Origin of the sequence: Advenella sp., assembly GCF_052108595.1 — a bacterium.
Taxonomy (GTDB): Bacteria; Pseudomonadota; Gammaproteobacteria; order Burkholderiales; family Burkholderiaceae_B; genus Advenella.
Window position 1 is genome coordinate 1 of sequence record NZ_JBQEAU010000063.1, and the last position, 24935, is coordinate 24935.

Genomic DNA, 24935 nt, shown 5'->3' on the forward strand with positions numbered 1-24935 from the left:
ATGAGTTCCTGGCGAAGATTCGTAAAATTTCACCAATTCCTCACCTTGCAAAAATCCAACATCTCTCGCCTTCACCCTCGCCCGACTTCGAAAAGCCGACCCATGCGCCTTACGACACATCGAACAATGGCAATTCAGTGCCCCAGTTAACGGCCCGTTTATTTGCTATCGAACACCGCCACAGAGGCAGCTTCCTTGGAGCTTGGTCATTTGGTCCTCCTGCCAATTAATTAATAGTAGCAGGCAAATAGGAACCAGTGTCGATCAGGCCTGACATGTACTGTCTGATTCGCTGACGTTCAATCCGCAACCACCGCCCTCGTCCACCAGCTACCGTCCGGTACAATCACCTGCTCATCAGAGCATTCAGCGTGCGCCAGTGATTGCGCGCGTTGGATCGGATGTGCCGTTGGTGTTGATGTATGATTTATGGTACGCGGCTTGTAGACAAGCCCATACCTTAGCTAACTACAGGAGACGACCTATGCCCAAATTTGTAACGATCGGATATGGGGATCGGGAAGGCTACGATCGCACCGCAGTTGACGTCCGAAACGCCGCCCACGCACACGACGCGAAATTGCAGGAAGCCGGCGTATTGATGGGTATCGCGGGCCGCCCGGTGCAAGTTCGCAACGCCGACGCGACCCAGGTCGTGACAACGAGTGAGCCGTTCATGAAATCATCCATGCCGGTGGCCGGGTTCGCCATTATCGAGGCTAAAGACATGGCCGAGGCCATAGAAATGGTGTCAAGAACCCCCTGCGCTGTCGCACATGGTGTCGTAGAGGTGTGGCCACTGGAACAGCCGTCGTAACCCAGGCTCGATGACACAGGAAGCGGTCAGACACGATTGCGTGCGCTTAGGCCGGTATCAGATATATGATGGCATACCGTTTGCTTTAACTGCGGGTCGCATATAAAATCTCGCATCTTTACCCTTCCCCACCAGATGTAAAAGCGATGAGTGCATTTTGTGTATTCGGCATGACAGATGTCATTGCCAGACAATCGGCAAGCAAGAAATCTCCTCCTCCCGAATGGAATGCCTCCACACAGGCTTTCTACGACGGCTATGAAGAACACATATACAAGACCGGCACCCATCGGCAGGTATCGCTCACCTTTGATGCCCCGCAGTTTTGCCAGGACTGGATCGATCTTGCCAAGAAGCATATGCGCACACGCGGCCTTAAAATCATGTATCGCGGCCAAGTGACCGACAAACATGGCGCGCCCCGAATCAATAAGAAAACCAATGAGCCGGTTATGGGCTGGGTGCCTTATGATGGGAGTTGGGAAACGCGCCCAAAAACAGGTGCCTTTTTATAACCTGGCGACTATTTACCATCATCAGGAGAAAATGCATTGATTTTATGCTATTGCTTTAGTTAACGGCACAACAAAATCATGCCTGATTTGCTCTGCTTGCCATAGATTATAGTCAGACTGCATACCTGCTCATAACCCACTGCTCGTTCCAAGCAGAATAGAAAGACGCACAACCATATCTGCCGAAATTGCTGCCTTGCCAGTTCCCGTTGATTCTAACGCTCCACTGACCTCACTCAGATAATTAACAATCCTTGAATATCCCGTATCCTGCCAGGCTTTATAATTGACCTGTCTCCTCACCTGCTATTTGGGTGATTTACCAGCCTTGACGGCTGGTTTTTTTTGCCTATAGAGAACGGTGTATAGTGGTTACTTAAACAAGGAGATATGCGGTGAATTTCTTTCAATGGGCGAATCAACAGTTGACCCGATCCCCTAACCTGTATGTGGGGAGATATCGGAAGGGGCCTCAATATACAATGCCGTCGGTGCAAGGAGATATATTCAAGTTTTATCTCAACAGTGGCGGAACTGTAACGGTCTATGAATCAGCGTTCGAAGCTGACACTTTCGCCCTCGATGCAGCATTCCTGAACCTGTGCGAGCAGAATAATTCCCAACATTTCAAAATCAATGATGAAGGCACGTCATTGGATAAACTTCCAAATGGCGGGAGCCGGGCGATATCGAGCAGTTATCGTGAGACCCATGAGTTGGGATAGATCGCAAATTAAGACCCACCATCAGTTGGCGGGTTTTGATCGGTCTCTCAGCGATGTTTCCACTTTTCTCGTTGGTTTTTTCTCATTTTTTCCCTGGTTGATATCGTGCTCGCGATTGGAAGCAGTCCAATATAATCTGAATTTTCGCCATTCCAGACAACAAAAGCCGCTTAATAAAACGGCTTTTTTTATTGATTCTAAAGGCTTTCTTTGGTCCCCCGGCTGGACTCGAACCAGCGACCAAAGGACTATGAGTCGTATTTATTGCAAAGCGCTGTAAACCATTATCCATTTAAGTTTAATGACCTACAAATTAACGCACTGATGCGATATGCAGCATTTTTGCGATCAATTTCCATTGTTTTCAGCCACTCATGACACACTTATGCCACACCTGTTTTGTCGTGCTTACTGACAGTCATTACCGGAATTCACGAAGGATTACGCACTCATTCTTTGACCTTACCCAACGCCTTCTCGCAACCCCTACTCACTCGAAAGCCTGAAAAACATCATAGTGAACGAAATTAGTCCTTTTTTCATAAAGAACTTTAGCATTTTTAGTCCACTACCTGAGACTGTTTTTTTGGACCATGGGGCAGGTCTAAACAATAATGAAGCAGCTTAGGTCTCAGAAAAATACATTGAATGGCTGAATACAACGCCTGTTTAGGAGAGACCCATTAAAAAATCCTACGGTTTCACGTCGATGGAAAGGACTGCAAGGAGCGTCTTACAAAACTTGGTGCGCCACAGAATTAGCTATCGGCGTTAGTCAGGCCTATACAGTTCCGTGCCGTCGGCGTTCACTCCCTTTGATTGCATCAGATTGACACGGAGGTGGTCTCCGTTTATTATACGGAGACTATCTCCATATAATAAACGTGCTGCCTGGAGCATGTCTCTATTTACCTGCTAGAGTGTCGAAAGGGACCTACCTATGATCACGAATCGGCCCGAAGAGAAGGGCTCACTGCGCGCAGATGCGCGGCGAAATCGCGACAGCATTCTCAAAATTGCGGCGCGGCACTTTGCTGCGCATGGCGTGAATACGTCGCTCGACGAAATTGCGCGGGAAGCGAAGGTTGGACCCGGCACGCTGTATCGCCATTTTCCGACGCGCGAACACTTACTGTGCGAGGTGCTACATCAACGGCAGGAGGAGCTCCTGTCCCGTCGCGATGAAGCCTCAGCGAAGCCGTGCGCGCAGACTGCGCTTCGCGCCTGGATGATAGCGCTCAAGGACTATCTCAGTGCCTTCAACGGTCTGCCTCAACCGTTAATAAACGCCTTCGAAGCCCAGGCGTCGCCTTTGGCCGTCACCTGTAGCACACTCGTCTCGATAACGGCCGAGTTTCTCTCACGCGCCCAGGCCGAAGGCGCAGCCAGGCAGTCGGTTTCCGCCCCCGCGCTGTTTCTAAGCGCAGCGGGCTCGGCTTTCGTCCGCGATAAGGCCGGCAAATATGGCGCAACCCCGGAGCAAATAGAGGAGATCCTCGCCTTCGGTTATCTCAATAGCGGAACGGTCCAGGATGCGGCCAATCTGCCCTACCCCATTAGCAAAGCTGGAGCACCACATGACTGACAAGCCAATCCGTGTTGGATTCATCGGCCTTAATCCGGGCATTCACTGGGCCGCCACGGCCCATATTCCGGCGCTGAAGGCCCTACCGAACGACTTTGTCGTCGCTGGCGTCGCGAACACCAGCCTTGCCAGCGCCAGGAACGCCGCCGAAGCATTCGGCCTGCCGCATGCATTTGAGAATGCGCAAGCGCTAGTCAATTCGCCCGAGATCGACCTGGTCGTCGTCACCGTCAAGGTACCGCATCACCGCGAACTGGTGGTAGCGGCGTTGAACGCGGGTAAGCACGTTTATTGTGAATGGCCGCTAGGCAACGGCCTCGCCGAGGCGCGGGAATTGGCCGATCTTGCAGAAACCAAGGGCGTTGTCGCGGCAGTCGGTACACAAATGCGCGTCGCCCCAGAGATTGAGTACCTTCGCCAACTCATCGCTGACGGTTATGTTGGCGAGGTGCTCTCGACGACGCTTGTGGGCAGTGGTCGCTCATGGGGCGGCGAAACCGACGCAGCCCATGCCTATCTTTATGATAAGAGCAATGGGGCAACCCTGCTCAGCATCCCCTTGGGACATACGCTTGCCGGTATGCGCGAGGTACTGGGTGGTTTCGGCGGCTTGTCCGCACGCATGATCAACCGCCGCAGTACCGTGTATGTCACCGATACGGACAAGATGATTCCCTCAACCTCGCATGATCAGATCCTCGTACATGGCGCGCTTGAGAGCGGGGCCGCATTCTCAATCCATTATCGCGGAGGCATGTCCCGAGGCACCAACCTGCTGTGGGAGATCAACGGCACGGAAGGCGACATCCAGGTAACAGGCGCTAATGGCCACGGACAGATGGTTCAGTTGACCATTCGCGGCGCCAACGGTGATACGAGCGAGCTTGCTCCGTTGACGCCGCCCGCCTCGGCCTATAGCGACTGGCCAGATAACTCGGTCGCCCGCAATGTCGCCCGCGTCTATGCCTTGATCGCGCAGGATATCCGTTCCGGCACACGCTCGGCGCCCAGCTTTAGCGACGCCGTCGAGTTGCATGAGACAGTCGATGCGATCGAGCATTCCGCTGCCGGGAAGGAGTCGAAATGACGGCCCTCTCGCTACTGGAACTTGTCCGAGTCACGCAGGACACCGACGCCCGGATGGCGCTCGACAACGCTCGAGACCTTGCATCTCATGCGGAGAAATGGGGCTACAAGCGCATCTGGGTCGCCGAGCACCATAACATGGTGGGGATTGCCAGCGCCGCAACCTCGATAGCCATCGCCCACATCGCCAGCGGCTCCAGGACGATCCGGGTCGGCGCCGGCGGCATCATGCTGCCGAACCACGCGCCCTACATCATCGCCGAACAGTTCGGCACGCTGGAGCGACTCTACCCTGGACGCATCGATCTGGGGCTGGGCCGCGCGCCGGGCACCGATCAGATCGCAGTGCGAGCGATGCGGCGCTCTGCCAGCGCCTCCGAACAGTTTCCGCAGGATGTGCAGGAACTCCAGGCGTTTCTTGCGCCTGCCGCTCCAGATCAGCGCATTATTGCCGTGCCGGCGGCCGGAACCAACGTGCCGCTGTGGATACTGGGTTCGAGCAATTTCGGGGCGACGCTGGCGGCCGAACTCGGCCTGCCTTACTCCTTCGCTTCGCATTTTGCACCGGACATGCTGCGACCTGCCCTCGACATCTACCGCAGCCGCTTCAAGCCTAGCAAGCAACTTGACCGGCCCTATGCAATGATCGGCATCAACGTCATCGCCGCCGATACGGACCACGAAGCAAAGCGGCTCGCGACCACCCAGCAGATGTCGTTTGCCGACATGTTCCGGGCTCGGCAAGGGGTCAGCAAGCCGCCCATCGACGATATCGAAACCTACTGGTCGCCTCAGGAAAAGGCACAGGCCATGCGCATGCTGGCGCGTTCGGTTGTCGGTTCCGCAGATACCGTGCGCACAGGTCTGCAAGCGTTTATTGCCGAAACGAGTGCCGACGAGTTGATGATCGTCTCCGACCTCTACGACCATCAGGCGCGACTGCGTTCAGTCGAACTGATCGCCGAGGCGATGAAGTCATAGACCAGGATTGCTCGCAGCAGCCGAACTGGCCGGGCGTTGGCTTAAATTCATGCGGGATGCCGAGACTTCGACTTTCGTGGGTCGAGCGGCCCAATCAAACCGCCGGTGCTCTGCCGGCCCTTCCTGCTTCTTTGGGGCGTTCCGCCGCGTCCTGATGACGGCTTTGGCTGGCCCCTTAGTCTGAAACGCCAATTCTGGGGATATGCCCCGTCCCAGGTACAAACGATTACCAGTGAGCAACGCTCGCATGGACAAGGCGCTGAATAACTCCCTATCCTGGAAACGCTGACGGTACACGGACGTATGGGTGTGCCTGCCGACGGCTGGCTTGAATGGACGGGCGCGAAAGGCTACCAGCAGCCCGTGGATATAGACAACGCCCGAAAAACACAACATATTTATTTAATTTTATATTAAATTATACAACATTTTTGTTGTATAATTTGTTTATCAAATCATACAGAGCGACTATGAAGTACAGCGAGTTCCGAAAGTGGTTAGAGAAACAAGGTGCAACTTTTCAAATGCACCGCTCCGGATCTAGCCACCTCAAGGTAACGCTTAATGGGAAAACAACGATTTTTCCAAATCATGGATCAAAAGAAATCGGTACCGGTTTGGTTCATAAAATTAAGAAGGATCTTGGAATTAAATAGTACTTGAGAGGCTCGAAAGCGCCTTCTACGATCGGACATAGCCCTGGAGTTTTTAGAAATAATTGTAGGAGTTCACCATGCTAATTTATCCAGTCACGCTCACGCCAGACGATAATGGCACTTTACTGGTCGGATTTCCCGATATACCAGAAGCAAACTCTGTCGGGGACGATGAACAGGAAGCGTTATTGAACGCTGAGGAAGCGCTGGTAGCAGCGCTTGAAATCTATTTCGACGAAAAACGTCAGATTCCAATGCCTTCCAAAGTAAAAAAAGCTCAACCTGCAGTCACCCTGCAGGCTTTGGTAACTGCCAAAGTTTTGTTAATGAACGAAATGCTCGGCCAAAAAGTACGAAAAGCAGAATTGGCACGTCGCCTTGATGTTCATATGCCCCAGGTGGATCGCCTTTTTGATTTACAGCACTCGACAAAATTGGAGTTCATCGAATCTGCGTATCACAAACTTGGAAAGCAGATAAGTATTAGCATCGTATAGAGATGACCCGCCTATAGGGCGGGTTTCTTTTTAGAACAAGCCGACCAGTTCACGCCAACCGAACTAGGAAAGGCTCGAAGTCTGAGTGGACGCGCCATGAACCTGTTGTTAGCTGAAGCCGGGTGACAGCACAAAATAGGGACTCACTGGACGCCGTGGTTTCTCACTTTTGTTACGGCCCGTGAAATTCAGTCACGATTTAGCCACGGTGGCGAAGTAGCCCCCCCTCCTCACTCGAAACGAGCTGTTAAAGATCCGGGACGCTATTTATAGCGGGTAAGCTCTGGCACTTTCACTATATATTTACGCAGGGTCGGCTGCACTCAACTCAGGTATATTTCGAATTTTGGAGCAATGATGGTGAGTACAAATTTTGGCAAAGCTATACCGGTCCTCGCGTCGTTGGACATGAAACGCACTCTTTCATTCTACAAATCGGTGCTCGAATTTAAGACCTCTCAGATACGCGATACATGCGACATTGCGGCTCGAGGAGAAACTGAACTCCGTTTTTGGAACTGTAGCGACAGAAATATTGCAGAAAATACTTCCTGCTATCGGCGTGTTTCAGATATTCAAGCAGTTCATAATGAATTAAGCGCCAAGCTATCGTCTTTGGGAGGCATTGTAAACACTGCGTGGTGTATGGATGAACTTTACGTTTTCGATCCCGACGGCAACCTGATTAAATTTGGACAAGAACGAGCGGATCTGACCCAGCGTATTTCAAACCCAGAATAGCGGATAAGCGGCACCGCGCGAAAAGAATGTATAACAAAACTTGAGGATGTGCTTGATGTGCTGAAGAATCAGCCAGAGCCGTGAGTCGGATCGATATTCTGCGACGAGATCCAAGGATATGCGTGGCCTGTATGTGTAGAAAAAGCCGCACAAGAGTGCGGCTCTCCTTATAGCCGATTGCTAAATGCGTCCACTGTCAGGCTGCTTTCCGTGCTTTTAGCTGCTCGCCGGACGTCCAGTACATATTTGTACGCAAGACACTCAAATCCAAGGCAATAGAACCTTTTGATGCCGGCACTAGGTTTGCCGGAATTACTGCCTCGCCCGTCGTCCAGCGCATATTTGTGTTGTTCACCTCCTGAACATCGTGCAAGCCCGTAAGGTACTTATCTGTAATATCAATTTGATGACGAATACCATCTACAACCAGAACGATCTCGTTCAGACCAACACCAACTATGCGCATATCGCGACGGCTGTTGAGCGATGTCTCACGTATGACAGTTGAGTTCGATAGGATGCGGATGTCAGATTGCAGTCCTGTGGGGAGGTCGAAACGATACACTCCGCGTTTAGCGCATGGAGTCAGTGAAGCGATCATTACACCATTTGCCTCAATACGCAGATTGGCGTCACCTGAGCGCGTTGCACCGGTCAATGCCTGTACACGACCGAACAGTTCCTGGCGAATGGGTTGAATGATTTCAGGTGTAATTTTCTGAACGTAATCAGGCAGAACAACACGCTCAGGCGCAGGCCCGAAATCAGGATGCGCGGCAACGGTATGGGCGTTTTCAAATGATTGGCGATAATCGCCAACGTCCAGATAGCTTTCTGCAGCAGTGCCTTCGGCAAGTAGCATGTCGAATTTTTCCAGTTCAACGTGATAGTACTCGAACTGCTGAACATCGAAGTCCTGGATAATGGTGATGCCGTTAACCAAGGACAGGGCGGGAACCAGGGCGCCGTCAAAGTTGAACCGGTGGCCAGGAGAGACAGTCAGATCACGGTGGGGAATATTTTCAGCGAAAGCGCCTTTACAAATACGAATTGGAGAAGCGCGTAAAACGTGAGATTCGGGGATGCGGTTTCTGTTCAGTTTGCGAAAGCCCAGCCATTTGACTGTGGCAACACCACCAGTAGCGGTCAGTACTTTATCACCTGCTTTTAAGGTTTCGACTTTGACTTCCCCGTCGGGTGTCGCGATGTGTGTACCTTTTAAGTAACATGTGATTGTCAGCATGTCACCTTCCAATTCCATAGGGTCATTTATCCATGGGGCGTCGAAATTGCCAACGATTTCACCATCACTGTTTTTGAAAATAAGTACACCATCGACATGACTATAACTATCAGCGCCGATAACCTGTAATTGAGAACCAGGCTCCATAACATCTAAGTGAATCACTGAGCTGGACTGATCAATATTGGTTCCTGTCGAGTCATATATAAGCTTGCTGCTCCCCAAAACCCGAATATAAAAAGGGACTTGCCCACTGGATAGCAACTCTGATGTAAGTTCAAGCGTGGAACCATTATCAATCCTTAGATAGGGCTCCATATCCGCCGATGCATCATACGCAACAAGTTTGACATTAGCACCATCGTCTAAAAATAAATTGGTAGGCTGGATCAGGTGAAGCTCGGGGTCTTCCTTCAAGACTGTCAACTTGAGCGCGTCAGGAGAATCGGACGAATTTGTGATTATTAAATCGCCAAGATAAAGGCTCCTAACCCCCACCTGCACATTAAGCGTACCGTCTACTTCGTAGTCAGCTTGATCAACTGTCAGTTGATCTATGGAATCATCAATATATATATCTGCCATGGTTCACCTATCCTGTTAATTGGTTTATTTGATGGGTGGCTTAGCTTATTCACCCTTACGTTTGTAAATAATTGAAATATTTTATAGACAAATTATTAACAGATGTCAGTAGAAAATCAATGATTTTTAAATAAAAACAATGGCATATGAAAAAATATTGAACTAATTGTCAGCGTAGACAGGAATCGGCGACAGTCTGTGCAATCACTATTGGGATAGTGACTCAAGTTGGCTGGCGGTAAGAAAAGCGTCACACGACAGGTCTACGATGTCTGTTACCAAATTATGACCGATCAGAGGCATGCGCTATGTGGACGTGTGTAAATTGCGGCTTGGACATCATGTTTCAAGCTGTTGAGGTGGAAATAAACAGGGACGGCTGTTTTTTCATCTGCTCGGGATGCCAGGAGCGAAACAAGCTGATTAATGTGGCTCAGCACGGCGATGAGGCTATTTGCCTGGCGCAGCCGTCTGGTCCGTCGTAACTATTTCTGCCCAGTCCTGCAGCGCATTCAGCTGCCGGAGCGCCTGATCCCCCTCAATAACTATTCCGATAAGATCTTGAGAAACCTGTCCGTCAATGTCGGCCCGTGTCGTTCCATTGTCTATGCTGGCGCTTTATGGAGCGCGTACCCTACACATAAGCTGCTGAGAGGGCTTATGATAAAAGTGCTACTAGCGAGAACTCTTCCAATTGTCAGGGCTATCTTTTTGTCGACCATAATTCATTTTCAAATGGGTACCGTCCGATCAATTTTGTGGAAGCATTTCCTAGGTGGCACCGTCCTGAAAATGGCCGATCACGCCCTATGCCGTTGAACAGTGAAGCAATCGCCCTCCTTGAGTAAAGAGAACCGCCGGGACTGAGTATTGTTTCACACGCGAAAGTGGCATGCGTGTGACTCAAGTAGATAAGCGCACGCTAGATCGCGCGGCCATTTTATCGAGCATCAAACCGCTCAAATTCCATGACTTACGTCATACCTGGGCAAGTTGGCATGTCCAATCGGGCACGCCGCTAATGGTGCTCAAAGAATTGGGGGGATGGGAAACTATCGAGATGGTGCAGAAGTATGCCCATTTGGATGCTGGCCATTTGGCAAATTACGTCAATGCGACGGAATTTACACCACACTTACGCCACACCAAGGACTCAGACAAGAAAAAAGCCGCTTGACGGAGCGGCTAATTGCTTGATTCTAAAAGATTTCTTTGGTCCCCCCGGCTGGACTCGAACCAGCGACCAAAGGATTATGAGTCCTCTGCTCTAACCAACTGAGCTACAGGGGGTATCCATTATTTTGGCCGCCTGTCAGACTATCTTGTGTATAAAACACCTGACAAATGCGGCCAATTTCCGGCTTTTTTCTTGCTAACTACATTTAAATTTGGCCTGCGCTTAACGTCTAACTAACGCCAAGTATTTCTTCAAATACCCACGCGCGATCGGCAAATTTAATTACTGGTTTTCAAGAAAGCTTTTAAGTTTATCAGCTCTGCTTGGATGACGCAACTTGCGCAAGGCCTTGGCTTCTATCTGACGGATCCGCTCGCGAGTTACGTCAAACTGTTTACCCACCTCTTCCAGCGTTTGGTCTGAACTGATGCCGATACCGAACCGCATGCGCAGCACTTTGGCTTCACGTGGCGTCAGAGAGTCAAGCACTTCCTTGAAGGCATCGCGCATGGAGCCATACAGTGCATTGTCTGATGGCGCCAGGGTGGCGTTGTCCTCGATGAAGTCGCCCAAATGCGAATCGTCATCGTCACCAATCGGCGTTTCCATGGAAATGGGCTCTTTGGCAATTTTGAGGATTTTGCGAATCTTCTCTTCCGGCATATCCATTTTCTGCGCCAGTGTTGCCGGATCGGGCTCGGTGCCTGTTTCCTGCAAAATCTGACGATTAATACGGTTCATCTTGTTGATGGTTTCAATCATGTGAACCGGAATACGGATCGTGCGCGCCTGGTCGGCAATCGAACGCGTAATGGCCTGGCGAATCCACCATGTGGCGTACGTAGAAAACTTGTAGCCTCGACGGTATTCGAATTTGTCCACGGCTTTCATCAGGCCGATATTGCCTTCCTGAATCAGATCAAGGAACTGCAGCCCGCGGTTGGTGTATTTCTTGGCAATAGAGATAACCAGCCGCAAGTTGGCTTCGATCATTTCGCGTTTGGCTTTCTTGGCCTTGGCTTCACCGGTGACCATGCGCTTATTCACGTCTTTCAGGTCTTTGAGCGGCAGAACAACGGCATTTTCCAGGTCTATCAGTTTTTGCTGAATTTCATGGATATCAGGAATGGAACGCTCAAGCGTTTCTGCGTAGGCAGCGTTCTTGTTCACTTCATCCTGCACCCAGTTCAGATTGGTTTCCTGGCCGGGAAATACTTTAATGAAGTAAGAGCGTGGCATGCCGACACGATCGACGCAGGTGTGCAGGATGGCGCGTTCCAGCTGACGCACTCCTTCAACCTGGCTGCGCAGCGTGTCTGCAAGGCGCTCGACCATTTTGGCTGTAAAGCGCACGCCCATCAGTTCCTCAAGAATGGCTTCCTGAGAGCGGATGTAATCGGGCGTACGATAGCCACCTTGCTCGTAAACACTGCGCATTTTGCCGAACCATTTTTCAACGGAATCGAATTTTTCCAGCGCCTGTTGACGCAGCATTTCCAACTGCTTGCTGCTCATGCCGCCGGCCGGGCCGTCGTCACTCTCGTCTTCTTCCTGCACGCCTGAACCGGCATATTCTTCGCCGTCCTCAGTGACAAGGCCATCGACGACTTCGTCAATCTGGGCCTGACCATCGCGAACACGCTGGATGTGGTTCAAAATTTCCTGGATCGTAGTCGGGCAGGCAGCAATGGCCATAACCATATGCTTGAGGCCTTCCTCAATACGCTTGGCAATTTCAATCTCGCCTTCACGTGTCAGCAACTCAACCGTGCCCATTTCGCGCATATACATGCGGACTGGGTCGGTGGTGCGCCCAAAGTCGGAATCCACAGTGGTGAGCGCAGCTTCAGCTTCGTCTTCCACGTCGTCGTCGGATGACGCTACGGGTGCGTTGTCGCTCAGCAGCAGCGCTTCTGCATCGGGCGCCTGGTCGTAGACAGAGATGCCCATATCGCTGAAGGTACTGATGATGCCGTCAATAGCCTCTGCATCCACCAGATCATCGGGAAGATGGTCATTGATTTCGCCGTAGGTAAGGTAGCCCCGTTCCTTGCCCAGTTTGATGAGCAGTTTAAGACGGTTACGCCGCGCTTCCTGTTCTTCAGGCGAGACCGGGCCGCGACTTGATACCTCTTTGGTATCTTTCGCACCACGTTTGCCGCGCTTGGCTGGTTTGAAATCTGGCACCTCTTCTACTTCGCCGTCTTCGGCTTCGAGGAATTCATCATCTTCGTCATTGCTCTTGTTTTTTGACGGACGACCAGGCTTGCGGCCAGTTCCTACTTTGGGCTTGCGTTTACCGGCTTTTTCCTGATCCAGATCGGTGTCGTCCAGATCGAGGTCCGTGTCATCCACGGCAGCTTTTGCCTGCGCTGTTTTGGACGCAGCCGTTTTGACTGGAGCCTTTTTGGCAGCCGGACGGGCCGATGCCGTTTTGGCACCTGCCTGGGCAGCGACAGTTTTTACAGTTTTGACTTCTGCCTGCGCAGCTGTCGCCGTTTTGCTGGCCGGTGCCTTTGTCCCGGGTTTAGCCGAAGGCGCTGACTTGGTTACTTTTGCAGCAGTATCTTTCACATTCATTTCCGGTTTGGCGGCCTTACTGACTTTGCCTGAAGCCGCCGTTTTTTTCACTGAAGGACTTGCCTTGGTCTCTGCTGGCACCGTCTTGCCTTTTTTCAGGGCAGACCTGGCTGGTGCTATGGTTTTAGAAGAAGACTTTGCGGTCACTTTCTTAACTGCTGTCTTGGAAGGAGTTGGTTTACTACTGGATTTGGTCATAGTCAGTTCCGGCAATCTCAGATCAACACAAACAAAACAAAAACAACAAAACCACGCACTGCTTCGCCGCTTGTTATTTTTTATTTAAGCAGCAAAAGGAGGCGCATATATAGAGACGAGCAAACTTTACATTATACACGAGTAATTTATAAAACCCTTATTTTAACAATCTGATACGGGCATTGATGGCCTTGTATCGTTCGCGATCCACTGCCGTTGTCAAACCGCCAGCAACCAGGTTTTCCTTATCCTGGTTCAGGCGTTCGAATTCAATTTTGCGCAGCGCATCATTCCACTCTGCGGCGGGGTCGGGTAAGGCATCCTCGTCGAAAGAGTCAATTGTCAGACCAGTCAGCATATTGGCTATTTCGGAGCCAGGTTCGGCGCGCTGTATGAGCGCCGCAAGGTGTGTTGCCTGAGTGGTCTGAGCAAATGCAATAAATTCCCTTACATAAGCAAACTGGGGGCTAAACCCCAAAACTTCAAGCTGCTGGTCGGTTATTTTATGAACCAGCTCCAGATTGGATGCCAGCAACTTGATGAGCCTGCGGGCCAGCGGCGTCACCTGGCGGCCACCCCGACGGCTGCCGGCACGCCCGTAACGGGCAGACGGCTTGGGCTCAAACGAGGCTGGCGCAAGATCAAAGGGCGAGCCAAAGCCAGAACCAAATGGAGAACCATCCTGGGCGGCGCCCTGGTTTTTCGCGGGCGCTTCGGGCAGCGATTTTTGCCAGTCCTGGCGCTTTTGGGCCGCTTCTTCAAAGCGAGCAAGGTCGGTCAGTAACTCGGCAGAGGTCAATGACACCAGTTTGGCAAAATCATTCTCGATCTGCGTTCGGATGCCCGAAGCCGGAATGGCCGAGATCAGGGGACGGGCTTCATGCAGGCAGGCTGCCCTGCCCTCGGCTTCGTTCAAATTATGGCGAGAAGCCAGCTCTTCAAGCAGAAACGTAGACAACACGCGTGACTGCGCAAGCTCTTTGTGGAACGCTTCCGGGCCCAGGTCGCGCACAAAGGAATCAGGGTCGTGTTCATTGGGCAGAAACAGGAATCGCAAGGAGATATCGTCGCGCAGAAATGGCAAACACACATTCAGGGCTTTCCAGGCTGCACGACGGCCTGCCCCGTCGCCATCAAAACTGAAAACGATGCGATCGCTGGTGCGTAGCAATTTCTGGATATGGGTCGGCGTGGTTGCCGTGCCCAGTGTGGCCACCGCAAATCCGATGCCCTGCTGCGCCAGTCCCACTACATCCATGTAACCCTCAACGACGAGCACACAGCCTTCTTGCCGGATACCCTGGCGGTTTTCCCAAAGACCGTATAGCTCCTGACCCTTGTTGAACAACGGGGTTTCCGGGGAATTCAGGTATTTGGGCTCACCCTTGCCAATGATCCGACCACCAAAGCCGATCAGGTTACCCTTCGCATTGATGATGGGAAACATGATCCGTTCGCGGAAACGGTCATAGCGCCTGCCATCATCGGACTCGATGACCAGGCCGGCTTCGGTCAATAACGGGTCATCATAGTTATCAAAAACCTGTTTTAGCCCGCTGCGATCATGGCCAGACCAGCCCAGCCCGAAAAGCTTGGCGGTTTTGCCGGTAATTCCCCGTTGCTTGAGGTAGGCAATGGCATCCTGGCTTTCCCTGAGCAGCGCCAGATAACGTGCCTGGGCTTTCTCAAGTACCTGCTGATGTCGATTGACTTCCGCCTTTTGTTCGCGCGCACGCACCTGTTGCTGTGGGCTGCGCTGCTCTTCGGGCACGACCATACCCACATTCGCAGCCAGAGACCGCACCGCTTCGGGAAACGAGGCCCCGGTGTGCTCCATAAGGAATGTGATGGCAGTACCATGCGCGCCACAGCCAAAGCAGTGATAAAACTGTTTGGTGGGACTAACGGTAAAGGAAGGCGATTTTTCGTTGTGAAAGGGGCAAAGGCCGAGTAAATTCGCTCCGCCCTTTCTAAGTTGAACGTACTTGCCAACAACATCGACAACGTCGACCCGTGCCAGCAAGTCCTGAACAAAGCTGTCAGGAATCAACTGTGCACATTAATACATGCGTGGAGGCAATTGCTGGCTACGGATACGTTTGTAGTGACGTTTAACCGCAGCAGCGTGCTTGCGTTTGCGCTCTGCTGTTGGTTTTTCGTAGAATTCGCGTGAGCGCAGTTCTGTCAGCAGACCGGTTTTTTCGATAGTGCGTTTGAAGCGGCGAAGTGCGGCTTCAAATGGCTCGTTCTCTTTTAAGCGTACGTTAGGCATGAATTGTAGGCGTGTTCTTTAAAATTGGAAGAAAAAATCTTGGATAATCAAGGATTTTAGCACACAATCTTAAGATTGTGTACCTTTTCTTACCCAGGCCTCCAGCTGATGAGGCCGCAAACTGTCGTAATCTTCAAACGGCTGATGAATCCACGGATTAGTGGGCAGCTGGTCGATGTAATAATCGGGTTCCGCCTTGGCGTGGCCTTTCCACCACAAAACGGCAGATCGCAGCTCTGTAATGGCAGGATATTGCGTCACCAGGTGCTCCTGGACTCGGGCAAAGGTCAACCCGGTATCAACCATATCGTCCACCAGCAATACGCGGCCGTCGAGCGTGCCGCGGGTGATAGTAATGAATTTGGCGATATCCAGCTGGCCCTGAACGGTACCGGCCGCTTCCCGATAGCTGCTTGTGGCAAGAATGCCCAGCGGTACATCGAAAATGCGGGATAGCACATCGCCAACCCGTACCCCGCCCCGCGCCAGGCACAGGATCTTGTCGAATTTCCAGCCGGATTGATGAACTACCAGGGCAAGCCGTTCGATCAGCCGGTTATATTCATCCCAGCTGATCCACAAATGTTTGTCAGAATTTTCTGGCGCACTCATGTTCTGTTGTCCTTCAGGCTGTCTGATCCAGGAACGGATGGCGACGTAAAATGGTCTCCATGCGGTCCGGCCCGGTGGAAATAATATCGACTGGCACTTCACAGATCTCTTCAATACGCGTCAGGAAACGGCGAGCATTTTCCGGCAGTTTATCGTATTCCTTGACGCCGACAGTGGAATCGCTCCAGCCCGGCATGGTTTCAAGAATAGGTTCGGCCCTTTCCACTGCTTTGTAGCCATATGGCAACAAATCGATTTTCTTGCCGTCCAGCATATAGCCGGTGCACAGGCCAATGCTTTCCAGCCCGTCCAGCACATCAAGCTTGGTGACACACAGGCCGCTAATGCCGTTGATGATGACCGAACGCTTGAGCGCGGCGCCATCAAACCAGCCACAACGACGTGGACGGCCGGTTACCGCGCCAAATTCGTTGCCGACTTTCGCAATGCGGGCCCCGACTTCGTCCGTCAGTTCGGTCGGGAACGGGCCGGAGCCGACACGGGTGGTGTAAGCCTTGGTGATACCCAATACATAATTGAGGCGTTGCGGGCCCACGCCGGCACCTGCCGATGCCGCGCCGGCAATACAGTTGCTGCTGGTGACAAACGGATAGGTGCCGTGATCGACGTCCAGCAGCGCGCCCTGCGCGCCTTCGAACAGCAGCTGCTGCCCTTCTTTCTCCGCCTGGTACAGCAGAGCGGAGACGTCGGCCACCATGGGCTTGATCACCGGGGCCAGCGCCAGCGCCTGGTTTTTCACTTCGTCAAAGGATACCGGTTCGGCGCCCAGGTACTGGGTCAGAATGAAGTTGTGGTACTCCAGCACTTCCTTGAGTTTTTCATCAAAGACATCAAGATCGTACAGATCCTGCACGCGCAGGGCGCGACGCGCCACCTTGTCTTCATAGGCAGGGCCGATTCCGCGCCCCGTCGTGCCGATCTTGTTCTCACCCTTGCGGGCCTCACGGGCCTGGTCCACCGCCACGTGATATGGCAGGATCAGCGGGCACGCTTCGGAAATGCGCAAGCGACTGCGTACGTCCAGGCCAGCCGCTTCAAGCTCTTCAATTTCCTTGAGCAGCGCCTCGGGCGACAGCACCACGCCGTTGCCAATATAGCAAATGGCGTGAGGGTGCATAATGCCTGACGGAATGAGCCGCAGGACGGTACGCTTGCCATTGATCCAGAGAGTATGACCGGCATTGTGACCGCCCTGAAAGCGCACAACGCCCTGTGCTGACTCGGCCAGCCAGTCAACGATCTTTCCCTTGCCTTCGTCACCCCATTGGGTGCCAATTACCACTACGTTCTTGCTCATAAAAGTGACTTTGTACAAAAGTTCATCTCATTCCTGCTGAAACAAATCAGCAGGACCCGATTAGTTGGTACTTTTCAGCACCCATTGACCGTTGTCGCAAATCAGCTCACGGTCGAAAACAAATTCATCAATACTTTGCGTGGTGCCCGGAAAAAACTGAACCACCACATTGCCGTCCTGTCGAAGCTGGCGAATCTTTTCGCCCAGCGCGGGATCTGAATCCCACGGAGCCCGCACGGCCCGGGACGGTTCGGCCGGAGCCAGGCCGGCAGAAACCTTGCGCAGATCCAAACTGAAGCCGGTAGCCGCGCGCGCGCGCCCGAAGGAGGTGCCGGCATTGTCGTACCGACCACCGCGAACAATGGCGTCGGGCCAACCACGGCCAAAAATGGCGAAGCTGACGCCGGAATGATAATCATAGCCCTTGACGTCGGCCAGATCTATCCCGACCGCAGTCACGTCAAGCGTTTCCACCAGGGTTCGCAACGCCTGCAATGCGGCACGAATGCCAGGCAGATCGGGCAAGGCAGAGGCAGCCTCGGCAAGCACCGCGACATCGCCATACAACGACGGCAGGCGAATCAATGCAGCGGCAATATCATCCGGCACGCCGGGAGTAGCCTCAAACAACTGCCGCAGCCCGGGAACGTCTTTTTCCTTGAGCAGCGACAGCACTTCGCCAGCCTGATCCTGCAGACCCGCGGCTTCGATAAGCGCGCGCGATACGCCCGGATGATTCAGGTCCAGGCTGGCATTTTCTATACCCGCCAGGACGAGGCTGTCCAGTGCCAGCTGGATAATCTGCAAGTCTGCTTCGTAGCCGGCATAGCCATAAATTTCGGCGCCGATCTGCAACAACTCACGATCTGCCAATAAACCCGAAGGACGGGCGTGCAGCACGCTGCCGCAGTAACAAAGCCGGGCCACCCCTTCACGATTGAGCAAGTGCGCATCAATGCGCGCAACCTGCGAGGTCATGTCGGCGCGCACACCCATGGTGCGGCCCGAGAGCTGATCCACCAATTTATTGGTTTGCAGCTTAAGATCGTGGCTGTTGCCAACGAACAGTGAATCGGTATATTCAACCAGCGGCGGCGCGACCAGTTCAAAACCGCAGTTGCGATACAGATCCAGCATCGCACGACGCAGTTCTTCGATTCGGCGCGCTTCTGCGGGCAGAATATCGGATAGATGTTCAGGGAGTAGCCAGTTGCTTGTCGTCATGTCCGAAAATGGAGAAAACAAATAAAAATGCGACCCGGTTGCGTAAGCAGCCGAATCGCATAGATAAAGTGACTTAAAACTTACAGTATATTGTACTCTTTAATTAACTGTAAGTCGCGCAAATGGTTATTTTGCGAATTATTGTACCGGTAGCGGCTGGCGCGCTCCGCCCGCAGTCGAACCCTGTCCGCTGATGCCAGACTGGTTGAAATAACGGAAGAAGTCGGAGGCCGGATCAACAACCAGCAAATCGTTGCGGCTGCTGAATGCATTGCGATACGCGTCCATACTATTGTAGAAGCTGAAGAACTCCGGATCCTTGCCATAGGCTGTAGCATAAATCTCGGCCGCTTCGGCATCGCCCTGCCCGCGCAACACTTCGGCTTTTGCCTCGGCCTCAGCCAGTTCTACTCGTACCTTACGATCTGCTCCAGCCTGAATACGCTCCTTGTCGGCAGCACCGTTGGCGCGCAGGCTGTTGGCTTCTTCCTTACGCTCTGCCTGCATTCTGGCATATACCGACTCAGACACCTCGGGTGAAAATTCGATGCGTTTGAGACGTACGTCGACAACTTCGATACCTAGCGGTTTGGCACGCTGTTCGACATTTTTTACGATTTCATCCATCACAATATGTCGCTCTTGCGAAATCACATCACGAACAGTACGCGTATTCACCGAAGCATTCAATGCATCGCGAATTTGCGCACCCAGCCGGTTCTGTGCCGCATCAAGGCGATTACCAAAAGAAATGTAGTACCGCAGCGGGTCAATAATGCGCCATTTGACGTAAGAATCGATGATCAGGTTCTTCTTTTCAGAAGTCTGGATGCGCTCTGCATCGCCCGACTCAATTGTCTGAATGCGTTTGTCGAGCTTGACGACAGTTTCCATGGGCGCTGGCCATTTAAAATGCAGTCCGGGCTCGGAAACCGTACGTTTCCATTGCCCGAGTTTGAACACCAACGCTGTATTGCGTTCACTCACGGTATACACCGACGAGGAAAAAAGAAATGCGGCGATAACAAAGACGACCGCCCCGAAAATTGTTTTATTCATGATAAGTCCTCTTACCTGCTGCGGTCAAAATCATCACGGCGCAAACGATTATCGTTGCGTGTTGCCGCGGTATTGCCGGTCGACGGACTGTCCGTCGACGAATTTGACGAGGATGAATCATTGTCTGGCTTGCGTGGCTGTTGCTTCTGCCCGGTCTGACCCTCGAGGATCTTGTCTATCGGCAAATACATCATATTGTTACCATCTTTGGTATCAAGAAGCACTTTCGAGGTATTTTCAAATACCTCTCGCAGCGTAGAAATATAGATCCGTTCGCGGGTTACTTCCGGCGCCTTCGCGTACTCGGCCTGAACGCTTTCAAAACGTGATGCCAGACCTTTGGCCTGCGTCACGATTGCTTCGCGATAGCCTTCGGCACTTTCAACCAGACGCGAGGCACGACCTCGAGCCTCAGGAATAACCTTACTGGCGTAAGCATTACCTTCGTTTTTCTGCCGTTCGTTATCCTGACCGGCCTTGATCGCATCTTCGAATGCCGCCTGCACTTGCTCTGGAGGCTGCACGTTCTGGATCGCGACAGAAGTCACTTCGATACCGGAACGGTAGCGGTTCAGAATCTGCTGCATCAACTTCATGACGTTGTTGGCCGCCGCTGTACGACTTTCGTACAGAATATTATTCATAGATTCCTTACCCACGATTTCGCGCATTGCAGTCTCACCGGCCTGGCGTACTGCCTCGGTAGGATTGACCATGGAGAACAGGAAATCGGCTGCAGGTGAGCGCTGTGTCACTGCGTCTGGAGTCAGTTCGGTTTTAAGGCGATAATGCACTGCAAATTGCACCTCAACGATATTCTCCTCCTCAGTCAGCATGAGAGATTCGGCCGGTACCTTGTTGCTCAGGTCGTTTTTATAGCCAAATGTAAAATTACGCACACTTGAAATATCGACCTTTTCAACGCCTTGAATAGGCGTTGGTATATGCCAGTGCAAGCCTGGCAGTACCGTGGCTTGGTAGCGACCGAACTGCGTGACCACGCCCACATAACCCTCACGGACGATGTAGAAGCCGCTTACCAGCCATAGCGCCAGCGCGGCAATGATGATGAACACGATACCCAGCCGTGTCGCCTTTGGCGAAGGGGAAAACCCATTATTTTGCGGAGGGCGGTCGAACCCGTTATTGCCACCGCCCTGCTTCTTGCCGAAAATGGATTTGAGCCGTTTGTTAAAATCATTCCAGACCTGATCGAGATCTGGCGGACCCTCATTGGGCCTGCCAGGACGCTTCGATGGGTCGTCGGAATTATTGTTATTCTGGCTTCCTCGACCCCAGCCCGGATCATTAAGATTAAAAAGATTAAAGAATCGCAACTTCGTTTCCTATTGAAGGCCTGAACTCAGCGATTGCCCCGCGCAACCCATCCAGACCAGTTCGTTGTAGTGCACTCACAAATATACGGGCCGGTTCGCCCTTTTCGTTTCTTTCTACTTGCGGTTCGTAGCCCGCTTGATCTATTTTATTGTAAATAAGGATACAAGGGATCTCATTGGCCCCAATTTCTTCTAAAACTTTATCAACTTCGGCAATCTGCTCATCTCTTTGCGGACTTGCCGCATCCACCACGTGCAGTAAAAGGTCTGCATGCACCGTCTCTTCAAGTGTCGCCTTGAAGGCGGCAATCAGCGTCGTGGGCAGATCTCGGATAAAGCCCACCGTATCGGAAATAACTACATTGCCGGCGCCCTCGATCCATATTTTCCTGGTCGTGGTATCGAGCGTGGCAAAAAGCTGGTCGGCCGCGTAGGCATCTGCTCTGGTCAGGGCATTAAACAGCGTACTTTTACCGGCGTTGGTATAGCCGACCAGCGATACCGACAATGTATTGCTGCGGACCCGCGAGCGTCGCTGCGTCTTGCGCTGACGCTCTACCCGCGCCAGGCGCTCGCGCAGCACCTTGACCTTGGAGCCAATCATGCGACGGTCCATTTCCAGTTGGGATTCACCAGGCCCGCGCATGCCAATACCACCCCGTTGTCGCTCAAGGTGGGTCCACATTCGTGTAAGACGCGTAACCAAATGCTGTAACTGGGCAAGCTCAACCTGCAGCTTGCCCTCGTGACTCTTGGCACGCAAGGCAAAAATATCCAGAATAAGCGCAACCCGATCTACCACGCGTCGTTCGAATGCGCGCTCCAGATTGCGCTGTTGTGCCGGGCTCAGCGGCTGATCGAAAAGAATCAGCTCAACGTCCTCGGCCTCGGCCATGGCCACCGCATCCTCGAGCTTGCCTTTACCTATGTAGTAGGCTGCGTCAGGTTTGTCTCTTTTTACGGTAAGGGTGCCCGCAATCTCTGCGCCCGCCCCTTCGGCCAGCATTTGAAATTCTTCGGCATGTGCCGGATGATCCAGATCGCCTGAATCTACACTAATAATTAATACGCGCATAGCGTCCTGAAAAACAAAAGGCCCGCACAAGAGAGCTTGGCGGGCTTTTGCGAAAACCTGAGGTTGTTATTCCTGTTCAGCTGGTGTGTCAATTTGAAAACTGACGGCCCTTGCGGGAACAACTGTTGAAATAGCATGCTTGTAGACCATTTGCGTTACCGTATTGCGCAGCAATACGACGTACTGGTCAAAGGATTCGATTTGCCCTTGCAATTTGATTCCATTTACAAGATAAATGGAAACGGGAACATGTTCTTTACGTAACGCGTTCAGGAAAGGATCTTGTAGTGATTGCCCTTTAGTGCTCATTGGCTAGGCTCCATATGTTATTTGGGTTTACAACTGAAAACGACTTTACTGATTTACCTGATTATTGATCAGCCACAAAAGACAATACAGGATCAATCAGAAAAAAAGCAGTAATTTGCTATATTAGATTAAGAAACTATTTCAGACAATGACTTAATGAGTGTTTCGCACTGTTTTTTTGTGCCAATCGTAACACGTAGAAATGAAGCGATACGCGGGTGGCGAAAGTGGCGCACCAAAATGGCGTGAGACCGCAATGCCGTCAGCAGCTGTGCTGCATCATGCCGCGGATGCGATACGAAAACAAAATTCGCCTTGGACGGCAACACAACAAAACCCAGCTCGTGCAATGCCTCGGTCAGCGCGTCACGCGTGGCGGCAACTTCCCGTGTTGTTTGCTCAAAGTATGCCTGATCGTCAAACGCTGCAATGGCGCCCGCTTCGGCAAGACGATCAACCGGATACGAATTAAAACTGTTCTTGACGCGGACCAATCCCTCCAGCAGTTCGGGCTGGCCCAGCGCAAAGCCAACCCGCAAGCCAGCCAGCGAGCGGGATTTTGAGATCGTTTGCAACACTACCAGATTCTTGTATTTTTTGATCAGCGGCACACATGACTCTGCACCAAAATCGACATAGGCCTCGTCAACGGCAATCACCCACTGCGGGCGCTGGATCAGCAGCTGTTCGATCTCGGCACATTTAAGCGCAATGCCGGTTGGCGCATTCGGATTGGGGAAGATGACGGCACTGACAGACTCAGCCGGCAACGCCAGATAATCCTGAATACGAATACTGAAGTCTTCCGCCAGCGGGACATTCTGATAATCAATGTCATAAAGCCGGCAATAGACCGGATAGAAGCTGTATGTAATATCGGGAAACAGGATCTGCTTGCCATGGTGGCGGAACAGGCTTAGGAAAAGATGCGCCAGCACTTCGTCGGAGCCATTGCCGGCAAACACATGGTCTACCGGCAAGTCGTAATACTTGCCCAGAGCCGTGCGCAGGCGGTCGCTCTCAGGACTGGGATACAGGCGCAGTTGATCCGCCGTTGCCTGGCGGATCGCCTCAAGAACCGCAGGTGACGGCGCAAAGGGTGACTCGTTGGTGTTGAGCTTGATCAAATCCGTCTGTTTCGGTTGCTCGCCAGGCACATAGGGATCCAGCGTTTTGACAAAATCACTCCAGTACGCACTCATTTTTTACTCTGCTTTCTTGTATGGATTTTTGGAAGATTTGAACTCGATCCGTAGCGGTGTCCCCTCCAGCTTGAATACAGTACGCATTCTGGATTCGAGGTAACGACGGTAGGATTCCGGAATCGCATCCAGCGCATTGCCATGAATGACAATGAGTGGCGGGTTCTGTCCGCCCTGGTGCGCATAACGCATCTTGGGCCGGAAAATCCCCTTGCGCGGCGGTTGCTGCTGCTCGACTGCGGCATGCAGTTCGCGGGTAAGCTTGGGTGTTGACAGCTTGGCAAACGCGGCAGCATGCGCTTCATGCACTGAACGCATCAATTGCGTAATGCCTGCGCCTTTGAGCGCGGAAATGGTATGCATTTTGGCAAATGACAGGAATCGCAGCTTGCGCTCAAACTCGCGTTCGATCCAGTCACGTTTATCGCGATCCAGGCCGTCCCACTTGTTGATGGCCACCACCAGCGCTCTGCCGGTCTCAAGCACGAACCCGGCAATGTGTGCATCCTGTTCTGAAATCTCGCTTTGCGCATCAAGCATGAGCACAACCACATTACTGGCTTCAATCGCCTGCAGCGTTTTGATCACCGAGAATTTTTCGATCGATTCGAACACTTTGCCGCGCTTGCGCAGGCCTGCTGTATCGATTAGGGTATACAGACGACCGTTGCGTTCAAATTCAATTTCAATCGCATCCCGCGTGGTGCCGGGCATGTCAAAGGCGATAACTCGCTCTTCGCCCAGCAGCGTATTGATGAGCGTGGATTTGCCAACGTTGGGGCGCCCCACAATAGCCAGCTTCAGACGATGATCGGTAAAATCGTCAGGCGTGGCTTCAGCCTCGTCCTCTGTTGTGTCGGCTGTCGCCAGCACCTGGGCAATCTGCTCGTCAGACAGCTCCACCTCATCGGCTTGCTCGTCTTGGCCAGCTTCACCCTTATCCGCAGGCTGACTCTTTGCCAGCACGTCGGCCAGCGCAGTCTCGATAAGATCGACGACGCCATCGCCATGAGCCGATGAAATCGCATAGGGCTCGCCCAGGCCAAGCTCATGAAAGTCTGCCGTGGCTACGCCATGGTTCATGCCTTCGGCCTTGTTCACGGCCAGAAAGACATGCGCCCGGGTCTTGCGCAACAGGCGG

Annotated in this window: 22 protein-coding genes, 1 tRNA gene and 2 pseudogenes; 10 read left to right on the plus strand and 15 right to left on the minus strand. The window is 52.4% G+C overall.

Annotated elements, in window-relative coordinates:
- Window positions 1-120: pseudogene (locus ACTIKR_RS12335) on the minus strand (GFA family protein); the annotation flags it as partial.
- A 364-nt stretch (window positions 121-484) separates the two neighbouring features.
- Between ACTIKR_RS12335 and ACTIKR_RS12340 the strand changes: the two are divergent.
- The 9 genes from ACTIKR_RS12340 to ACTIKR_RS12380 all read left to right on the plus strand — a co-directional run bounded on the left by ACTIKR_RS12340 (window position 485) and on the right by ACTIKR_RS12380 (window position 7603).
- Window positions 485-817 carry a YciI family protein gene (locus ACTIKR_RS12340; RefSeq protein ID WP_442327974.1) on the plus strand — a complete coding sequence of 111 codons (333 nt, stop codon included), beginning with the start codon at window positions 485-487 and terminating at the stop codon, window positions 815-817.
- 146 nt (window positions 818-963) lie between these two features.
- Complete coding sequence (locus tag ACTIKR_RS12345) at window positions 964-1332, plus strand: hypothetical protein (protein ID WP_442327975.1); 369 nt, start codon at window positions 964-966, stop codon at window positions 1330-1332.
- Between the two features lie 395 nt (window positions 1333-1727).
- Window positions 1728-2057 carry a hypothetical protein gene (locus tag ACTIKR_RS12350; protein WP_193090156.1) on the plus strand — a complete coding sequence of 110 codons (330 nt, stop codon included), beginning with the start codon at window positions 1728-1730 and terminating at the stop codon, window positions 2055-2057.
- A 940-nt stretch (window positions 2058-2997) separates the two neighbouring features.
- Window positions 2998-3642, plus strand: a complete 645-nt coding sequence (locus ACTIKR_RS12355) for a TetR/AcrR family transcriptional regulator (RefSeq protein ID WP_442327976.1) — start codon at window positions 2998-3000, stop codon at window positions 3640-3642.
- Window positions 3635-4729, plus strand: a complete 1095-nt coding sequence (locus ACTIKR_RS12360; protein WP_442327977.1) for a Gfo/Idh/MocA family protein — start codon at window positions 3635-3637, stop codon at window positions 4727-4729. Before ACTIKR_RS12355 ends, ACTIKR_RS12360 begins: the two co-directional genes overlap by 8 nt.
- Entirely contained in the window at window positions 4726-5709 is a 984-nt protein-coding gene (locus tag ACTIKR_RS12365) for an LLM class flavin-dependent oxidoreductase (RefSeq protein WP_442327978.1), read from the plus strand. Before ACTIKR_RS12360 ends, ACTIKR_RS12365 begins: the two co-directional genes overlap by 4 nt.
- Window positions 5710-6179: 470 nt before the next feature.
- On the plus strand, window positions 6180-6365 hold the full coding sequence (locus ACTIKR_RS12370; RefSeq protein WP_193090152.1) for a type II toxin-antitoxin system HicA family toxin: 186 nt from the start codon (window positions 6180-6182) through the stop codon (window positions 6363-6365).
- A 77-nt stretch (window positions 6366-6442) separates the two neighbouring features.
- A complete protein-coding gene (locus ACTIKR_RS12375; RefSeq protein WP_193090151.1) occupies window positions 6443-6862 on the plus strand; it encodes a type II toxin-antitoxin system HicB family antitoxin in 420 nt (139 codons plus the stop codon).
- Between the two features lie 408 nt (window positions 6863-7270).
- The gene (locus tag ACTIKR_RS12380; RefSeq protein WP_442327979.1) at window positions 7271-7603 is read left to right on the plus strand and encodes a VOC family protein; all 333 of its coding nucleotides are present in this window, start codon (window positions 7271-7273) and stop codon (window positions 7601-7603) included.
- A 196-nt stretch (window positions 7604-7799) separates the two neighbouring features.
- On the opposite strand, the gene ACTIKR_RS12385 is transcribed toward ACTIKR_RS12380, so the two are convergent.
- Window positions 7800-9431: a Hint domain-containing protein gene (locus ACTIKR_RS12385; RefSeq protein ID WP_442327980.1), complete on the minus strand. Its 1632-nt coding sequence runs from the start codon at window positions 9429-9431 to the stop codon at window positions 7800-7802.
- A gap of 868 nt (window positions 9432-10299) precedes the next feature.
- Here ACTIKR_RS12385 and ACTIKR_RS12390 point away from each other — a divergent pair.
- Window positions 10300-10608 (plus strand): annotated as a pseudogene (locus ACTIKR_RS12390) (tyrosine-type recombinase/integrase); the annotation flags it as partial.
- Window positions 10609-10644: 36 nt separating this feature from the next.
- Here the strand turns inward: ACTIKR_RS12390 and ACTIKR_RS12395 are convergent.
- The 13 genes from ACTIKR_RS12395 to der form a co-directional block, all read right to left on the minus strand.
- Window positions 10645-10721, minus strand: a tRNA-Ile gene (locus ACTIKR_RS12395).
- A gap of 169 nt (window positions 10722-10890) precedes the next feature.
- Entirely contained in the window at window positions 10891-13386 is a 2496-nt protein-coding gene (gene rpoD, locus ACTIKR_RS12400; RefSeq protein ID WP_442327981.1) for an RNA polymerase sigma factor RpoD, read from the minus strand.
- Window positions 13387-13543: 157 nt separating this feature from the next.
- Window positions 13544-15436: a DNA primase gene (dnaG, locus tag ACTIKR_RS12405; protein WP_442327982.1), complete on the minus strand. Its 1893-nt coding sequence runs from the start codon at window positions 15434-15436 to the stop codon at window positions 13544-13546.
- Window positions 15437-15445: 9 nt separating this feature from the next.
- Entirely contained in the window at window positions 15446-15658 is a 213-nt protein-coding gene (rpsU, locus tag ACTIKR_RS12410; protein WP_014750883.1) for a 30S ribosomal protein S21, read from the minus strand.
- 69 nt (window positions 15659-15727) lie between these two features.
- Window positions 15728-16270, minus strand: coding sequence for a phosphoribosyltransferase (locus ACTIKR_RS12415; protein ID WP_193090138.1), 543 nt, complete (start codon window positions 16268-16270; stop codon window positions 15728-15730).
- A 13-nt stretch (window positions 16271-16283) separates the two neighbouring features.
- Window positions 16284-17588, minus strand: coding sequence for an adenylosuccinate synthase (locus tag ACTIKR_RS12420; RefSeq protein ID WP_193090137.1), 1305 nt, complete (start codon window positions 17586-17588; stop codon window positions 16284-16286).
- A gap of 60 nt (window positions 17589-17648) precedes the next feature.
- Window positions 17649-18812 (minus strand): ATP phosphoribosyltransferase regulatory subunit, encoded by a 1164-nt coding sequence (locus ACTIKR_RS12425; protein WP_193090136.1) that lies wholly within the window; start codon window positions 18810-18812, stop codon window positions 17649-17651.
- A 138-nt stretch (window positions 18813-18950) separates the two neighbouring features.
- Window positions 18951-19871 carry a protease modulator HflC gene (hflC, locus tag ACTIKR_RS12430; protein WP_193090135.1) on the minus strand — a complete coding sequence of 307 codons (921 nt, stop codon included), beginning with the start codon at window positions 19869-19871 and terminating at the stop codon, window positions 18951-18953.
- A gap of 11 nt (window positions 19872-19882) precedes the next feature.
- Window positions 19883-21208 (minus strand): FtsH protease activity modulator HflK, encoded by a 1326-nt coding sequence (hflK, locus tag ACTIKR_RS12435; RefSeq protein WP_193090134.1) that lies wholly within the window; start codon window positions 21206-21208, stop codon window positions 19883-19885.
- Window positions 21195-22283, minus strand: a complete 1089-nt coding sequence (gene hflX / locus ACTIKR_RS12440; protein ID WP_442327983.1) for a GTPase HflX — start codon at window positions 22281-22283, stop codon at window positions 21195-21197. Before hflX ends, hflK begins: the two co-directional genes overlap by 14 nt.
- A gap of 66 nt (window positions 22284-22349) precedes the next feature.
- Entirely contained in the window at window positions 22350-22592 is a 243-nt protein-coding gene (gene hfq, locus ACTIKR_RS12445) for an RNA chaperone Hfq (RefSeq protein ID WP_193090132.1), read from the minus strand.
- Window positions 22593-22720: 128 nt separating this feature from the next.
- On the minus strand, window positions 22721-23794 hold the full coding sequence (gene hisC, locus ACTIKR_RS12450; protein ID WP_442327984.1) for a histidinol-phosphate transaminase: 1074 nt from the start codon (window positions 23792-23794) through the stop codon (window positions 22721-22723).
- A gap of 3 nt (window positions 23795-23797) precedes the next feature.
- Window positions 23798-24935, minus strand: a 1138-nt coding sequence (der, locus tag ACTIKR_RS12455; protein WP_442327985.1) for a ribosome biogenesis GTPase Der, incomplete at its 5' end; no start/stop codon positions are given.

Bases quoted from the DNA above. Each gene is read 5' to 3' on its own strand.
- ACTIKR_RS12360 (WP_442327977.1), top strand. From the start codon at position 3,635: ATGACTGACAAGCCAATCCGTGTTGGATTCATCGGCCTTAATCCGGGC.
- hflX (WP_442327983.1), bottom strand. From the start codon at position 22,283: ATGCGCGTATTAATTATTAGTGTAGATTCAGGCGATCTGGATCATCCG.
- ACTIKR_RS12365 (WP_442327978.1), top strand. From the start codon at position 4,726: ATGACGGCCCTCTCGCTACTGGAACTTGTCCGAGTCACGCAGGACACC.
- hfq (WP_193090132.1), bottom strand. From the start codon at position 22,592: ATGAGCACTAAAGGGCAATCACTACAAGATCCTTTCCTGAACGCGTTA.
- ACTIKR_RS12425 (WP_193090136.1), bottom strand. From the start codon at position 18,812: ATGACGACAAGCAACTGGCTACTCCCTGAACATCTATCCGATATTCTG.
- ACTIKR_RS12375 (WP_193090151.1), top strand. From the start codon at position 6,443: ATGCTAATTTATCCAGTCACGCTCACGCCAGACGATAATGGCACTTTA.
- rpoD (WP_442327981.1), bottom strand. From the start codon at position 13,386: ATGACCAAATCCAGTAGTAAACCAACTCCTTCCAAGACAGCAGTTAAG.
- ACTIKR_RS12370 (WP_193090152.1), top strand. From the start codon at position 6,180: ATGAAGTACAGCGAGTTCCGAAAGTGGTTAGAGAAACAAGGTGCAACT.
- rpsU (WP_014750883.1), bottom strand. From the start codon at position 15,658: ATGCCTAACGTACGCTTAAAAGAGAACGAGCCATTTGAAGCCGCACTT.
- hisC (WP_442327984.1), bottom strand. From the start codon at position 23,794: ATGAGTGCGTACTGGAGTGATTTTGTCAAAACGCTGGATCCCTATGTG.
- ACTIKR_RS12345 (WP_442327975.1), top strand. From the start codon at position 964: ATGAGTGCATTTTGTGTATTCGGCATGACAGATGTCATTGCCAGACAA.
- ACTIKR_RS12385 (WP_442327980.1), bottom strand. From the start codon at position 9,431: ATGGCAGATATATATATTGATGATTCCATAGATCAACTGACAGTTGAT.
- ACTIKR_RS12340 (WP_442327974.1), top strand. From the start codon at position 485: ATGCCCAAATTTGTAACGATCGGATATGGGGATCGGGAAGGCTACGAT.
- ACTIKR_RS12420 (WP_193090137.1), bottom strand. From the start codon at position 17,588: ATGAGCAAGAACGTAGTGGTAATTGGCACCCAATGGGGTGACGAAGGC.
- hflC (WP_193090135.1), bottom strand. From the start codon at position 19,871: ATGAATAAAACAATTTTCGGGGCGGTCGTCTTTGTTATCGCCGCATTT.
- ACTIKR_RS12415 (WP_193090138.1), bottom strand. From the start codon at position 16,270: ATGAGTGCGCCAGAAAATTCTGACAAACATTTGTGGATCAGCTGGGAT.
- ACTIKR_RS12380 (WP_442327979.1), top strand. From the start codon at position 7,271: ATGAAACGCACTCTTTCATTCTACAAATCGGTGCTCGAATTTAAGACC.
- ACTIKR_RS12355 (WP_442327976.1), top strand. From the start codon at position 2,998: ATGATCACGAATCGGCCCGAAGAGAAGGGCTCACTGCGCGCAGATGCG.